Origin of the sequence: Binatus sp. (SeqCode) (assembly GCF_049584895.1) — a bacterium.
Lineage (GTDB): Bacteria > Desulfobacterota > Binatia > Binatales > Binataceae > Binatus.
In genome coordinates, this window is record NZ_JBAUYR010000147.1 from 143,400 (window position 1) to 157,921 (window position 14,522).

Here is a 14,522-nt window from a genome sequence, read left to right on the forward strand (position 1 = left end):
CGGGTGTGCGAAGGAGTCGATCTCGATTCTTATATCTTGATCTTCATTCCGTCATAGCCCATTTCGAGCGCGATCTCATCCTCGCGGCTCAGCACTTCGCGCCCGAGATGCGTCAGCACCATCCGCCGCACCTTGAACTTATCGCGATTCGCCGCCAGCAGCGGATAGTTGAGATGAAACTTCAGATGCGCGCTCTCGAAGTACGTGCATTCACACAGGAACAGATCCGCGCCTTCGCTGAAGTCCACCAGTTCATCATTCCACCCGCTGTCGCCCGAGAAAACTATCGACTTGCCGCCGCCGTCGACTCTTAAGGACAGCGAAATGTCCGGCTTGGTGTGCGGACTGCGAATCGCGCTGACTTTGAACTTGCCCAGCCGCGTCGAACTCCCCGGCTCGAGCACCACGAACTTCAGTTTGTGCTTGATCTGGTCGAGCTCGAAATGCGGGAACATCGTGCGCACCAGCGTCCAGGTGCGCTCCTCGAGCTTGGCCGGCCCCGCGATCGTCAGCGCCTTCTTGCGGCGCGTCTCCCACATGTAGTCGAGGATTAGAAACGGCAGGCCGCCGAAATGATCGCCATGCAGATGACTGATCAGCAGTAGATCAAAGCTGTCGGTGGAAATCCCGCCGCCCTTGAGCGCCTGCATCAGCCCGGGACCCGCTTCCATCAGGATTCGGCCCGCGGGCGCGTCGATCAGATAACCAGCTTGTGAACGGCCGAAACTCGCGAACGCATCACCGGTGCCCAGCAGAGTGACGGTCACCTTCGTACCATTCGCGCCATTCGATGCCGTAGGATTCTGATTCATTCAGGCGAGCTATGCTATTATCATCAGGAGAGCCGCGCAAACATGGGAGAGAACCGCGATGAAACAGGTGAAAATCGGTGTCGGTTTCGGACTCTGGCGGCTTGGGATGCCCGCCGCGGAAACGATCGCGCACGTCGCCGAACGCGCCGAAGACTGGGGCCTCGATTCGTTCTGGCTCTCAGATCATCTGCTCGCGCCCTCGCCGGAACTCGACGTCGTCGCGACCCTGTCGCTCCTCGCCTCGCGCACCTCGCGCATGAAACTCGGACCGAGCGTGCTGTTGCTCAACCTGCGTCACCCGCTGATGGTTGCGAAATCGTTCGCGTCGCTCGACTACCTGTCGAACGGCCGGATGGTGATGGCGGTCGGCACCGGCGCGAATCTCGCCGACTACGCCGCGTGCGGAATCCCGCTCGAAGGGCGCGGCAAGCGCCTCGACGAAGGAATCGAGGTGCTGCGCACGGTCTGGCGCGAGCGCGTCGCGAGCTATCACGGACACTTCTTCAACTTTGATAACGTCACGATCGAGCCGCGTCCGGTCGCGCGCACCAACAACGATTTCGGCACGATGGACATCTGGGTCGGCGGCCGTTCCGATGCGGCGTTGAAACGCGCGGCGCGCCTGGCCGACGGCTTCTTCGCCTCGTTTCAAACGCCCGAAGAATTCGGCGCGAGCATGGCGAAGATTCGCGACTACGCGGCCGGCTACGGACGCGCTAACGCGCACATCGAATCGGGACTAATCCTGCTCTGCCGCATCTCGAAATCGCGCGAGCGCGCGCTCGAGGAAATGCGCCCGATGCTCTCCGCGATGGGCCGTGGCGCGGAGGCCTACCTGGAGCGCACGGTTTACGGCTCGCCCGATGACGTAATCGCACGCTTGAGCGAATACGTTGCGAAGGGTCTCGACAAGTTTGTACTGTGGCCAATTGCGGAACCCGATGCGTGGCCGAAGCAAATCGAACTGGTCGGCCGCGAGATTGCCTCGCACTACGCTGCGGCCTGAAAAGTTCGCGCGGATCGCGATCGCGTTCTCATTCGTGGTCGCTATTTTTTCAGGATGTGCAAAGTCCCAGCCGCTCAAGCCGCCGCCCAGCATCTACGCCAGCGCCGAAGATGTCGAGCTCAACTTTCGCGACCGCACTTTCGTGCTCGGTGACAACAATGAAATCGCCGAAGTGCGCCCGCTCGATTGGCGCAAGGATAAGTTCCTCAAGCTGCCGTTCTGGTTCGGCGTCAACATCCTCGTCCCCGGAGTGATGGCGCCGAAAGAAGGCGACTTCTACGTCATCAGTGAGGCGACTCTCGAAAAGCCGCTCGACGCGCCCGGCGAATGGATGATTGAAGCGGGCAGCTCGCTCGTCAAACAAGAGACGGTGTTCGTCACGACGCGCACGAACTACTTAGGCACCGGAAAAATTCTGCCGACGATCGTGCAATACATGGGCAAGCGCGAATTCAAACGACCCGACGGCAAAACGGTTCAGATTCCAGTGCTGCGCGAGGTTTCGTTGCCGATGAAATGGACGCTCGGCGGCCATATCCCGAAGGATTACGCGAGATACAGCACATGATTCGCCGCGGCAGAACGATCGTCCTCGCAATCGCGCTGGCGCTCATCGCGGTCGTCGCCGGATGCACGCCGGACAAGGCGCTCGACTTCGGACCCACCGGCGAAATCAGCACGCCGCCCGAGGATCAATTGAGCCGCGACATCATGCGCGACTTCGACGGCCGCGACTTCATCCTCGCCGCCAACGATCACGAGGCGCACGTCAGCCTGACCGACTGGAAGCCCGGCCGCCGCATCGTCATGCCGTACTGGCTCGGCGTGAATCCGCTGTACCCCGGATTTTTGCGCCCGACCGTCGGACATCTATATGTGATTAGCCAGTCGACCCTGGTCCGCCCGCTCCCGAATAACGAGTACCTGATCCGCGCCGGCTCGAAACTCTTCAAGGCCGACACCGTCTTCGAGGCCACGCACACGCACTACACCGACACCGGCGGAATGCTGCCAACGGTGGTCCGCTTCGTCGGCACGCGCGTAATCACAGTGCCGAAGGACGCGCCGGCAACGGGAACGATCACCGAGAAGGTCCCGGTACTGCGCGAAGTCTCGACGCCGATGCACACAACGTCGGATCAGGACCTGACCGGCTACGCCAAGTTCGAGGCAGTCAAATGAAATAACAATCATCGGAGGACTACCTCTCATGCTGTCGCATACCAAATATCTCACCATGAAGGTGCCGGAGCGGATGGATTTCGTGAATATCACCGGTGACGTCGAGAAGGCCGTGAAGGAAAGCCGCGTGCGCGAGGGACTTTGCCTCGTCAATGCGATGCATATCACCGCATCGGTCTTTATCAATGACGACGAGCCCGGGCTTCACGAAGATTACAAGCGATGGCTCGAATGGCTGGCGCCCTACGACCCGAGCCCCGAGCGCTATCATCACAATCGCACCGGCGAGGACAACGGCGACGCGCATCATAAGCGCCAGGTGATGGGCCGCGAGGTGGTGGTCGCAATCACGGATGGCAAGCTCGACTTCGGCCCCTGGGAACAAATCTTCTACGGCGAGTTCGACGGCCACCGCCCCAAGCGCATATTGATAAAGCTGATCGGAGAGTAACTTCGCTAGGACTCCTCGGACTCCTGCAGGGTTGCGGTCTGCAGCAGCTCTGCCGGGACGTCTTCGAGGAAGCGCGAGACGCGGCCCATCACGAAGCCGAAGGTGCGGTCGAACATGTGTATCGGATACGACAGGTAGAGTTCGTCGCGCGCGCGGGTGCTCGCGACGTACATCAGGCGGCGCTCCTCCTCGATTTCATCGTCGCCGACGCTTTGCGGTCCCGGGAAGCGTCCGTCCGCGGCCCAGATCAGGAAGACCACTTTCCATTCGAGCCCCTTGGCGGAGTGAATCGTCGAGAGCGTCAGGTGCTCGTCTTCAGAATCCGTCGCGAGCACGCCGTCGAGCGAATCGGTCGGCGGCTCGAGTGCCATGTCCGCGAGAAGCTGTTCAAGGCTCTTGTAGCGCTCCGTGAGATTCTGAAAATGCTCGAGGTCGCGTTCGCGCTTGGGGTAATCGTCGGCGTACGCCTCGCGCATCACCGGCAGATAGTATTCGAGCGTCATCGCAATCTGCTCTGGTGGACGTTTTTCACCGCTGCGTAACTCCGCCAGCAGCGTGCCGAGCCGCTTGAGACCACCTTCCGCACCGCCGCGCGCTTTTTCAGCAAACTTCGCAATAGCGGCCGCCGGATCGTCAGTGGCGACGAGCGAATCGATCGTCCGCTCCGCCGTGCGATGCCCGATACCCTTCACCAGCGTGAGTACGCGCAGCCACGAGACGGCGTCCGCCGGATTCGCGATGACCCGCAGATGCGCCAGCACGTCCTTGATGTGCGCAGTTTCGATGAACTTGAACCCGCCGCGCTTGATGAACGGGATGTCGCGCCGCTGCAGCTCCAGTTCGAGATCGAACGAGTGAAAGCTCGATCGGAACAGCACCGCGATCTCGCTGAGATCGACGCCCTCCTCGCGCAGCTCGAGGATTCTCTGCGCGACGAATCGCGACTGCATGTGCTCGTCCTGCGCACGCACCAGGAACGGCCGAAACCCGCCCTCGCGCTGCGTGAACAGCGCCTTGGTGTATTTCTCGCCGGCGCGTGAAATCACGTCGTTGGCGACGTCGAGGATTCCCTGGATTGAGCGATAGTTCTCTTCGAGCTTTACGATCTTCGCGCCGGGAAAAATCGAGGGGAAATCCATGATGTTGCGGAAATTGGCGCCGCGAAACGAATAAATCGACTGCGCGTCATCGCCGACCGCCATCACGTTGCGATGATTCATCGCGAGCAGCCGCACCAGGTCGGCCTGGATCAGGTTGGTGTCCTGGTATTCGTCGATCATGATGTAGCGATAGCTGTCTGAAATCCTTCGCCGCACGTTCTCGTACTGTTCGAGCAGCTCGGCGAGCCGATACAGCAGGTCGTCGTAGTCAAGCAGGCCGCGCTCGCGCTTGTAGCTCTCGTAATTTTTCGCGAGCTCGAGAATCTCCGTCTCATGCTCGCCGAGATGGGGAAAATCGATCTCGATTTCCTCTTCCAACGCGCGGCGCTTGTTGCGCGCCATGCTGATCGCCTCGGCGATCGTGCTCTTCTTGGGAAACCGGCGCTCGCGCGACGCCAGTCCCATCCGCGTCCGCAGCAGGTTGATGACGTCTTCCATGTCGGAGCGATCGAGAATCGTGAAGTTGGACTTGAGGCCCATCGGCGCCGCATGCCGCCGCAGTATGTTGTTCGCGAAGGAATGAAACGTTCCGCCCGCGACCGCGCCTGCGCGATCTCCAACGAGCTGCTCCGCCCGACGCAACATCTCCTGCGCCGCTCGACGGGTGAACGTCAGCAGCAGGATCGCGCCCGGCGGCACGCCGCTCTCGATCAGTCGCGCGACGCGATAGATGAGTGTGCGAGTCTTGCCCGATCCCGCTCCCGCCACGACCAGCAGCGGGCCGTCGCGATGTGTCACGGCGGCGAGCTGAGCGGGATTCAGCAGCTCGGCGTACTTGATTTTGAAGTTGCGCTCGTCGACCGGCGACGCCGGCTTTTCGCGCAGGTAAATTACCTTGTCGGCCACGGCAAGCGCGATCCTACCACGCCGCGCGCCGCAAGTTACGATGCCGCCTAGGGCAGCATCGGCCCGCTGCCAGAGGGTGTCTGCCCGCCGTTCTTGTAGATGCCCTGCATCGTCTTATTCCAAAGTTGGTCGGGACTGTTTTGCGATTGCGAACCAGCCGTGCCTGAACCTTGCTGCCCGCCGCGCATATCTTCGATGTGCGGATCGAGCAGGATCTGATCGACCATATTGACGCTCGGATCGTTCAGGTAGCCGATCGCGATTCGTTCGGCGTCATTGCGCCCAAACTGTGTCGTTACAAATCCCGTGAGTATCAATTGTTTGCTGCCGCCCGGCGACGTCGAGAACTGCGCCGTCACCATCGGCAGCTCGCTCATATGTAGATACTTCGTAAGCGCGTCGCTGGTGCGCTGATCGATCACATAGTCCTGCGCTCGCCCGATACCGCATGTCGCTACCACAATTGAGAGCGCCAGGATGAATGCTTGCAGTTGTCGTGTCACAGCCCTCGACCATAGCTGAAGCATTCGACGAAAAGAAAAAGCGCGGGCGCCTATGTTCGACGCCCGCGCGTCTTTAGACTGACGACGATCGCGTTACGGAACCTGGATCTCCTGAATCTGCGCAGTCTCCTTCTGGACGACTCCGGCCGGCAGCGGCGCGTACTTGAGATCCGGCGCTTCCTTCTGTCCTTCCGTCAGCGCCCAGCCCAGGAACTTTTTGATCTGATCACCAACATCCTTTTTCGTCTGCTTCTGATAAACGAGCAGGTAGGTAAACGACGAGATCGGATACGCATTTGGGCCAGGCGCGTCTGTGATCGACACGCGGAAATCGGCCGGAATCTTTTCAGCCATCGAAGCCGCCGCCGCCGTAACCCCCGCCAGGCTCGCATCCACCCAGTTGCCCGCTTTGTTCTGTAACTGCGCGAATGGAATTTTGTTGTTGAGCGCGTATATCAGCTCGATGTATCCGATCCCGCCGGGCGTTTGCTGGACCAATGCCGTCACGCCTTCATTGCCCTTGCCGCCCAGTCCCACAGGCCACTTAACCGCAGTGCCCTTGCCCGGGTCGGTCGCCCAGCTCGGACTAACCTTGGAAAGGTAATCGGTGAAAATGTACGATGTGCCGCTGCCATCCGATCGGTGGCATACGACGATGTCCTGACCCGACGGGAGCGCCACACCTGTATTCAGTGCCCTGATCTTGTCGTCGTCCCACTTGGTTATTTTTCCCGAATAAATGTCCGCGATGACCGGACCCGTCAGACGCAGCGTGCCGGTAAATCCGGGCAGGTTGTACGCGACTACTACCGCGCCCATCACGCTCGGGAAGTGCAAAATTTTGCCGGGCGCGTCGGCGAGCTGTTGATCGGTGAGCGGAGCGTCGCTCGCGCCGAGGTCAACCGTGCGATTCGAGAGCATCCTGATTCCGCCGCCCGAGCCGATCGATTGATAGTTGAACTTTATACCGGGATTTTCTTTCGCGTAAACGTCGAACCACTTGGAATAGATCGGATACGGGAACGTTGCGCCGGCGCCATTAATTAACAAGTCGGCGAATCCGATGTTGGCGATCCCGGCAATCGACGCGATTGTGAAGAGAACCAGAATGAGTCGTCGTTTGAGCATCTTCTTGAATTTGCCTCGAAGTTAGTCGTCCCCGCTCCGTGGATCTGAATGGCGGCGCGCAGAAGCTATGCACTCAACGTTAACAGCGTATGAACCCGGCGTGTCGGCGGGTTGAAATCGTTCGGCCCCGGGGCGCAATTCCGGAGCATAATCATGCGTTGGCACGATCGTTTGCTTTTCTTGGCATTGCTCAACGACAATTCAAATCGCAGACCAACCATTGGCAATTTTCAATGAGCAAATCACTCGACGGAATCAATATCATTGAATTCGATTCAAACATGGGCGCGGCTTACGCGACGATGCTGCTTGCGGAAAACGGCGCGCGCGCCATCAAGGTCGAGCCCCGCGGCGGCTCGCGCGAGCGCGGCACGCCGCACTTCCACGTCCTCAACCGCAGCAAGCGCGCGCTCGAACTGGACCTCGACGATCGCGCGTCGCAGGCGCGCGTCGCGGAGTTGATTCGATGGGCTGACGTCGTGGTGACCGGCTTCACGCCGGCCCGGCTACGTCAACTCAGCCTCGATCCTGAATCGATTCGTCGGATGAATCCCCGCGCGATTGCGCTCGGCGTGCCTCCGCTCGGCAGCCGCGGCCCTGACGCGGACTTCGACGCGAACGACGATCTGGTCGCTGCGCGCGGCGGAATCACCGGAAGCCAGTGGGCGCGCAGCGGCAATCCCGTCGCGCTGGTTTTTCCGGCGGCAAGTTATTCGGCGGGTGTGATGGCGGCGACTGCGGCGGTTGCCGCGATCCTTGCGCGCGGACCGAACGGAGCAGGTCAGACCGTCGAGGTCTCGCTCCTGGCCGGGGCCTTCTCGCTGCATACCGGCGGAATTCTGCGCCACGAAAAAATGACGACGCTCTATCACGGTCCGCAGGATCCGCTCGGTCCGATTCCGGTCTATCGTCTGTTCGAAGCCGCCGACGGCCAGTACCTTTTCGCCGCATGCGGCAACGCGACCTTCTGGGGCAAGTTCGCGATTGCAATCGACCGGCCCGATCTCGTCGGCGACCCGCGCTTCGAAAATGCGCCGTGGGGAATCGCGCAAGAGCACTGGCAGCCCCTAAAAGATATCATCGAGCCGATCATCCGCACGCGCCCGCGCGACGAATGGCTGCGCATCCTGCGCGAGTCCGACGTTCCATGCGCGCCGGTTATGTCCCGCCAGGAGTTCATCGATCACCCGCAGACGCGCGCGCTCGCGATGCGTCGGGAAATCGACGACCCCACTCTCGGCCGCATGATTCAGATGGGCCTGCCAGTGTTCCTCAACGACACTCCCGGTGAAATCACCGGCCCTGTTCCCAAGGTCGGCGACGAGAGAGCAGCATCACAATGGCTTGCAGAGCCAAAGCGCGACACATCGGCGAAAAGCGATCTGCGCGTGGCTGGAAAACCTCCGCTTGATGGCGTCACGGTGCTCGACTTCGCCAGCTACATCGCGGGTTCGTACGGCCCGATGATTCTCGCGCAACTCGGCGCCAAAGTTATCAAGATCGAAAGCCTCGAAGGCGATTCGTTTCGCCATTTCGGCTTCGGCTTTCTCGGCTGGAACCAGGGCAAGCGCGGCATTTCTTTGAATCTCACAAGTGCGGAAGGTCGCGAAATAATCCACGGGCTCGCCGACCAGGCCGACATCGTGGTCGAGAATCTGCGGCCGGGCCGGATGCGCAATTTCGGATTCGACTACGAAGCGCTGGCAGCGCGCAACCCGCGCATCATCTATATGTCGGTCAACGCGTTCGGAAATCGCGGGCCTGAGCACAATCAGCCCGGCTTCGATCCGCTGCTGCAGGCGCGGTCGGGCGTGATGGCGGCGCAGGGCGGCCATCACGGGCATCCGGTGTACCTGACCTGCGCGATTTGCGACTACGGTGCTGCGATGCTCTCCGCATTTGGATGCGTCCTCGCGCTGCGAGCACGTGAACTCACGGGTCGCGGCCAGTTCTGTGAGACCTCGCTGCTGCAATCCGCGATGGCCTTTCAGGCTGGCGAGTTCGCGTTCTATACCGGCCGGCCCGACATGGAAAATGGGGCCACTGAGAATCGCGGACGCTCCGCGCTCTCGCGAGCGTACCAATGCCGCGACAGCGAATGGCTATTCATCTCGCTATCCAGTGAACCTCAGTGGAACGCGCTACTGACTATTATGCCGGGGCTGCCGAATACCAACTGGGACACTGCCTCCACCGAGCCGGACGAGGGTGCTCTCGCGGAAGCGCTCGCGGAACAGTTTGCGAAGCTCAATCGCGACGACGCACTCGCAGCGTTGAAGAAATCCAACATCCCGGCAACGCGGGTAAATCACACCCGCGAACTTTTCGACGATCCGCAGGTAGTCGCGAACGATCTGATCGCCGAGTTGTCTCATTCTCAATGGGGCCGCGTGCATCAAACCGGGATGCTGACGAAGTTTTCCGCGACTCCCGGCACGATCGAACGCGCCGCTCCGATGCTGGGCGAGCACACCGACGAGATCCTGCGTGAGTACCTCGGCTACTCGGCCAACCGAATCGCCGATTTGCGCGCCGCCCGCATCGTCAAGTGATCGATGGATCCTGAGGCGGCCGCCGTCATCACTCCGCATCTGCTGGCGCGCGAGAAACTGCTCTGGTGCGGACGCCCGCATGACACCGCCGCGCTGCTGCGATGGCGCGTCGTCGCGATAGTCCTGGTCGGAATCGCGGCGCTTGCGTTGCGTGCACTGCCGCTCGAATCCAGTCTTGCCGAGCGTGCGGACATCAATTCGATTCTGCTCGCGGTGCTGGTCTGCGTTCTTGATCGCGGAAGCGATCGTTTTCCACACCTATCTCTCGAACACCTTTTACGGCGTCACCAATCAGCGCGCGATCATCGTATCGGGATTGAGAGAGCCCGAGATGACCGCCGTTCCGTTGGACGCCCTGAATACGCCGCGCCTCCGCGTCCTGCGTATCAATCGCACTGTGGAATTGAGCCCACCGGATAGTCGTTCGGGAGCCCTCCCATTCACCGACCCATCTGTTCCGCCGGATTGGACCGGCAACGAGTGGTACCGGATACTCGCACTCGAAGACCCGCGCCAAGTGTACGAGTTGATAGTCGAAGCCGCGAGCAAACTCAAATAGCCAGTCGGAAAAAGGCACTACACAATTCGCAGGTAGGCCGGCGATGGCAGCGGTGGGAACTTTGCCGCCGGCAGCGTCTGGTACCAGTATGCCACCGACGCGATGTCGTCCTGCAGGGGCAGGAACTCCGCGCCCTTTCGCGGGTCGCCCAGCCATCCGAGCGCCTGGATCGTCACCCGCAGGTCGCGCTTGAACCTGATCGGGTCCGCGATATGCCAGCGGTACATTCCGAATCTCTGCTGCGACGCGTAAAGCCCGTCGGGCCGAATGACTTGCGCCAATCCCGCGTAGGGCGTCGTGAACTCGCGATACCCGCCGTTCTCCTCGCCGACGTCGAAGTTGTACGAGCCGCAAAAGTAATCCTCGGTGCCGATGCCGCAGATCGTCGGAAACTCCGCGTCGCCGTCCATGAAGAATTTTATCTCGCCCTCGCCCCACCATCCGCTGTTGTGAACGCCCCACGCCATGTAGGTGCCGATGTATTGCCCGCGCCCGGTTATGCCGTCGACGATTGTGTATACCTCTTTGTACGGCAGGGGGTTCACACGCCGGAACTGTGCATGGAAGTAGGCAGCGTCAGTAGGTACTTCAGTGAGTATGTAGTTGATTTGATAGAATAGTATCATTGCCGAGTCAGCGGTATTGGACATAGTAATCAGGCATCGCTTGCGAAATGGCATTTCCCAATAGCAATTGAAGGCGCTGCCGGGATTCACGCATACTGCCAACGACGAAACCTGCGCGTACTTGTTCCATCCGCACGCGAAAAAATCGCCGACCGGGCATTCCACCGACGGCTCCGGCGAATCGTCCCAGTAAATTCTCAGGATGCTCGAGCGCCACGCTCCCGTGGGGGTCATCCAGATTTGCGCGATCGCGCCCGCACCCGCGATATCGGCGAGCACTTTCACTTCGCCCGGCTCGATTACGACGTAGGGCGCAACTTTCCATCCGCGGCCGAGCTTTCGCGCAGGACTCTTCGCCGGGTCGGGAGTCGCCATCGCGCCCTTCCCCTTTTCGCCAGTCGGATTCTCCGCACTTATCGAGCGGCTTTCCGCCGTCGACAGGATCGCGAGATTCCCCATATGCATGCCGAGTCCATTGAACGATGCCATCGCGTGCGCCTCCTCGTGACGAGCCGCGCAATTCTAGTCAGTTCACATCGCGATGCGGAAGTATTTCTGGGAGCGACTACGGCTCGAGATCGACTGTCACGAAATCATGATCGGATATGCGGCGCATCAGAATCGACGACCGCGGAGAGACTACCGCCGCCGTCCCCGCTATTGGATGGAGGTCGCGGACCGCGAGCCAATCGAGTTTTGGTCGCATCGATCGCGGAATCAGTCCGGAGAAAGTGAAAGTCGGGTGATTGGCAACGTTGACGCCCTCGATCTCGAGCCGATGCTCTCGCAAATGCTCGAACAGGGGCTCGTATGCCTGGGGTGCGCGAAATCGATCGGGAGTAGCGATCATTTGCCGCGCCGTTGCCCGCATATCGGCCCAGCTCGCCAGCTCGGTAGTTGTAGTATTCAGATCGCCGCCGAAAACCGCGCGACCTGTCCGCGGAAACGACTCCAGGTAAGTCGCCATCTGGCGCGCGCGCTCGGCGGGCATGCATCGGCTATGCAGATGCGCGAGGCCGACGGTCAATTCCCTACCTCCGAAATTCACCCTGGTCACGAGTCCCGTCGGCGTGCCTTTTCGCGACCAGCGCCGGCGGCGCCTCAACATCGGCGGCGTGCGCGGTCGGTGCATCGCGACTGCGAGCACGTCGTCGAACGGCGCAGCGCTCAGGATCGCATTGCCCATGTATCCGATGATTTCTCCGCGCGAATTCGTCACACCGAACTCGGGAATGTATGCGCAACTCATCTCGAGCATCGCCGCCATCTCGGCGGCAACGTCGCGGCCGGCAGACGGCTTCGATCCCGCATTGACTTCGCACAGCAGGATCACCTCGGCGCCGTTGAGCGGCGGACGCTTCAGACACTTCACGATGTCGCGGAATCTTCTCCCGCCGGCGGCGTTGAGCAGCACGACTCGCAGCCGCGACTTTGCCCGGCGCGCCGCACGATTGACGACGACCGGCGGAAAATGCGGCGCCAGCTTTGCGCCTGCCGCGGTGAGATCGAGCGCGTCGCGGTGCATCGCCAGGAGCTAGTCGGCCAATTCCTTCTGAAGATCTTTGAACGAGGTGATCGGCGCCGTGCAGGTATGATCGCGGCAGACGTACGCGGTCACGCGGCCGTCGAGCTGCCGTTTGTCGCGCACCTGCTCCGGGATGAAACCGGTTTGAGCGTCGGCAGGGTCGGTGACGAAGATCGCAAGATTCGGAACGTAGAGCAGGCCGAGCCGCTCGGTCCATTCGATCAGCTCGGACGATTTGCGGTCGCCGACAATCACAACCTCGATTGGCCCGCGCTGATAAAGATCCACCGCCTCGAGCATGTGCGAAAATCCGAACGGCTGCTTCTCGATAAATTCGCGGAACAGCCTGAGCGTCCGCTCCGCCTCGACGCGGTAACGCTCATCGCCGGTGTACCCGTGCAGCCTGAGCAACGCCATCACGGCCGCGCTGTTGCCTGACGGGGTCGAGCCGTCGAAGGCCGCCTTCGAGCGCATGATCAGCGCCTCGTGATCGTCCGACGTGAAATAGAAGCCGCCTTTTTCCTTGTCGATAAAGCGATCGAGGATCACGTCGGCCAGCGTCCGCGCATGCGCCAGATACTTCGCGTCGAGCGAGGCTTCGTAGACGTCGAGCATCGCGCCCACCAACTGCGCATAGTCCTCGAGGTATGCGTTGTGCCGCGCAACGCCGTCCTTGAACGACCGCTTGAGCGCACGGCCGTCCCACATCGTAGTCATGATAAAATCGGCCGCGCGTTCGGCCGCATCGAGATACCGGCGCTCGTGCAGCGCGCGATAACCCTCGGCGAACGCACCGATCATCATCGCATTCCATGCCACCAGCACCTTTTCGTCGCGGCCCGGCTTCACCCTTTGTTCGCGCGCCGCAAACAGCTTCTCGCGAATCTCGCGAATCTTCGACGCCATCTCGTCTTCCGAAATTTTGAACATCCGCGCCGCGTCAGGCAGCTCGATTGTGCGATGCGGAATGTTCGCGTCTTCGAAGTTGCCTTCGATCGAGATGTCGAAATAGCGCTCGGCTATCGCGCCAAGCTCGGGACCAATCACGGCGTCGACCTGCTCCGGCGTCCAGACGAAGAACTTTCCTTCCTCGCCCTCGCTGTCCGCGTCTTGCGCCGAGTAAAAGCCGCCCTCGGGACTCGTCATCTCGCGCAGAACGTAGTCGAAAATTTCGCGCGCGACGCCCAGGAACTCCGGCTCGTTCAGCGCGCGGCCGGCATCGAGGTAAAGGCGCGCAAGCAGCGCGTTGTCGTAGAGCATTTTTTCGAAATGCGGCACCAGCCATCGCTCGTCGACGCTGTAGCGATGGAATCCGCCGCCGATCTGATCGTAAATTCCGCCGCGCGCCATCTTCGACAGCGTATGCCGAACCATCTCGGCCATCGCCTCATCGCCGTCAGCGGCATGCACGCGAAGAAACAGCGAGAACACGAAGGTGTTGGGAAATTTCGGCGCCTGCCCAAGACCGCCATTGATACTGTCGTAGTGCGAGCCGAGCGCGCGCGCCGATTCGGTCGCCAGGCCCGGCTTCAAATCGCCGACGGTCGGCACGTAGTTGGTAATCGCGCCGAGCGCCTCGGTCAGCTTCTCGAGATTGTTGGTGACCTCCTTCGCCTTGTCGCGATATGCCTGCGACACCGCCGCCAGGATTCGCGGGAAGCCGGGCATGCCCTGCCGATCCTCGGGCGGATAGTAGGTCCCGCCGAAAAAAGGCCGACCGTCGGGCGCGAGGAACATCGTCAGCGGCCATCCGCCGCGACCCGTGATCAGCTGCACCGCATCCATGTAAATCTGATCGAGGTCGGGCCGCTCTTCGCGATCCACCTTGATCGGGATGAAGTTCTCGTTGATCACCCGCGCGATCGCATCGTTCTCGAACGACTCGCGCTCCATCACGTGGCACCAATGACAGGCCGAATAGCCGATCGACAGCATGATCGGCTTGTTCTCGGTCCGCGCGCGCGCGAGCGCGTCCGGCCCCCACGCATACCAATCGACCGGATTGTACGCATGCTGCCGCAGGTACGGACTCTGTTCGTTGATTAACCGATTCGGCTTGCGGCCGACGTGACTTTCGGGATTTTTCGCCTGGCTCATGAATCTCACATCATCCTATCTGCCTCTCGCCGCTCTGTCATTCCGATCGAATCGCGTATGGCAGAGTATCGAGCG

13 protein-coding genes are annotated in these 14,522 nt (G+C 61.0%); 6 read left to right on the top strand and 7 right to left on the bottom strand.

The features are described from left to right. Positions 1 to 29 precede the first annotated feature (29 nt). Positions 30 to 812: an MBL fold metallo-hydrolase gene (locus WB650_RS24795; RefSeq protein ID WP_423962430.1), complete on the bottom strand. Its 783-nt coding sequence runs from the start codon at positions 810 to 812 to the stop codon at positions 30 to 32. A 58-nt stretch (positions 813 to 870) separates the two neighbouring features. Here WB650_RS24795 and WB650_RS24800 point away from each other — a divergent pair, with 58 nt between their 5' ends. From WB650_RS24800 to WB650_RS24815, 4 genes are read left to right on the top strand one after another with little or no spacing between them, the layout of a single operon-like run. Then, positions 871 to 1,818 carry an LLM class flavin-dependent oxidoreductase gene (locus tag WB650_RS24800; RefSeq protein WP_422307189.1) on the top strand — a complete coding sequence of 316 codons (948 nt, stop codon included), beginning with the start codon at positions 871 to 873 and terminating at the stop codon, positions 1,816 to 1,818. Beyond that, a complete protein-coding gene (locus tag WB650_RS24805; RefSeq protein ID WP_423962432.1) occupies positions 1,793 to 2,386 on the top strand; it encodes a hypothetical protein in 594 nt (197 codons plus the stop codon). The genes WB650_RS24800 and WB650_RS24805 overlap by 26 nt, the downstream gene beginning before the upstream one ends. Next, a complete protein-coding gene (locus WB650_RS24810; protein WP_423962434.1) occupies positions 2,335 to 3,000 on the top strand; it encodes a hypothetical protein in 666 nt (221 codons plus the stop codon). The genes WB650_RS24805 and WB650_RS24810 overlap by 52 nt, the downstream gene beginning before the upstream one ends. A gap of 28 nt (positions 3,001 to 3,028) precedes the next feature. Then, positions 3,029 to 3,451 (top strand): secondary thiamine-phosphate synthase enzyme YjbQ, encoded by a 423-nt coding sequence (locus tag WB650_RS24815; protein WP_422301392.1) that lies wholly within the window; start codon positions 3,029 to 3,031, stop codon positions 3,449 to 3,451. A gap of 5 nt (positions 3,452 to 3,456) precedes the next feature. Here the strand turns inward: WB650_RS24815 and WB650_RS24820 are convergent, their stop codons facing one another. The 3 genes from WB650_RS24820 to pstS form a co-directional block, all read right to left on the bottom strand. Then, a complete protein-coding gene (locus WB650_RS24820; RefSeq protein WP_422301390.1) occupies positions 3,457 to 5,457 on the bottom strand; it encodes an ATP-dependent helicase in 2,001 nt (666 codons plus the stop codon). 47 nt (positions 5,458 to 5,504) lie between these two features. Then, a complete protein-coding gene (locus tag WB650_RS24825; protein ID WP_422301388.1) occupies positions 5,505 to 5,960 on the bottom strand; it encodes a hypothetical protein in 456 nt (151 codons plus the stop codon). 93 nt (positions 5,961 to 6,053) lie between these two features. Next, positions 6,054 to 7,088: a phosphate ABC transporter substrate-binding protein PstS gene (pstS, locus tag WB650_RS24830; protein WP_423962437.1), complete on the bottom strand. Its 1,035-nt coding sequence runs from the start codon at positions 7,086 to 7,088 to the stop codon at positions 6,054 to 6,056. Between the two features lie 233 nt (positions 7,089 to 7,321). Here pstS and WB650_RS24835 point away from each other — a divergent pair, with 233 nt between their 5' ends. Both WB650_RS24835 and WB650_RS24840 read left to right on the top strand, forming a co-directional pair. Beyond that, on the top strand, positions 7,322 to 9,640 hold the full coding sequence (locus WB650_RS24835; RefSeq protein WP_422301722.1) for a CaiB/BaiF CoA transferase family protein: 2,319 nt from the start codon (positions 7,322 to 7,324) through the stop codon (positions 9,638 to 9,640). A 3-nt stretch (positions 9,641 to 9,643) separates the two neighbouring features. Continuing rightward, positions 9,644 to 10,060, top strand: coding sequence for a hypothetical protein (locus tag WB650_RS24840; RefSeq protein WP_423962439.1), 417 nt, complete (start codon positions 9,644 to 9,646; stop codon positions 10,058 to 10,060). A 156-nt stretch (positions 10,061 to 10,216) separates the two neighbouring features. On the opposite strand, the gene WB650_RS24845 is transcribed toward WB650_RS24840, so the two are convergent. From WB650_RS24845 to WB650_RS24855, 3 genes are all read right to left on the bottom strand, one after another. Further along, positions 10,217 to 11,314 carry a glycoside hydrolase family 172 protein gene (locus tag WB650_RS24845; RefSeq protein ID WP_423962441.1) on the bottom strand — a complete coding sequence of 366 codons (1,098 nt, stop codon included), beginning with the start codon at positions 11,312 to 11,314 and terminating at the stop codon, positions 10,217 to 10,219. Between the two features lie 76 nt (positions 11,315 to 11,390). Next, the gene (locus WB650_RS24850) at positions 11,391 to 12,350 is read right to left on the bottom strand and encodes an endonuclease/exonuclease/phosphatase family protein (RefSeq protein WP_422301718.1); all 960 of its coding nucleotides are present in this window, start codon (positions 12,348 to 12,350) and stop codon (positions 11,391 to 11,393) included. Between the two features lie 9 nt (positions 12,351 to 12,359). Next, a complete protein-coding gene (locus WB650_RS24855) occupies positions 12,360 to 14,447 on the bottom strand; it encodes a thioredoxin domain-containing protein (RefSeq protein WP_423962443.1) in 2,088 nt (695 codons plus the stop codon). Positions 14,448 to 14,522 lie beyond the last annotated feature (75 nt).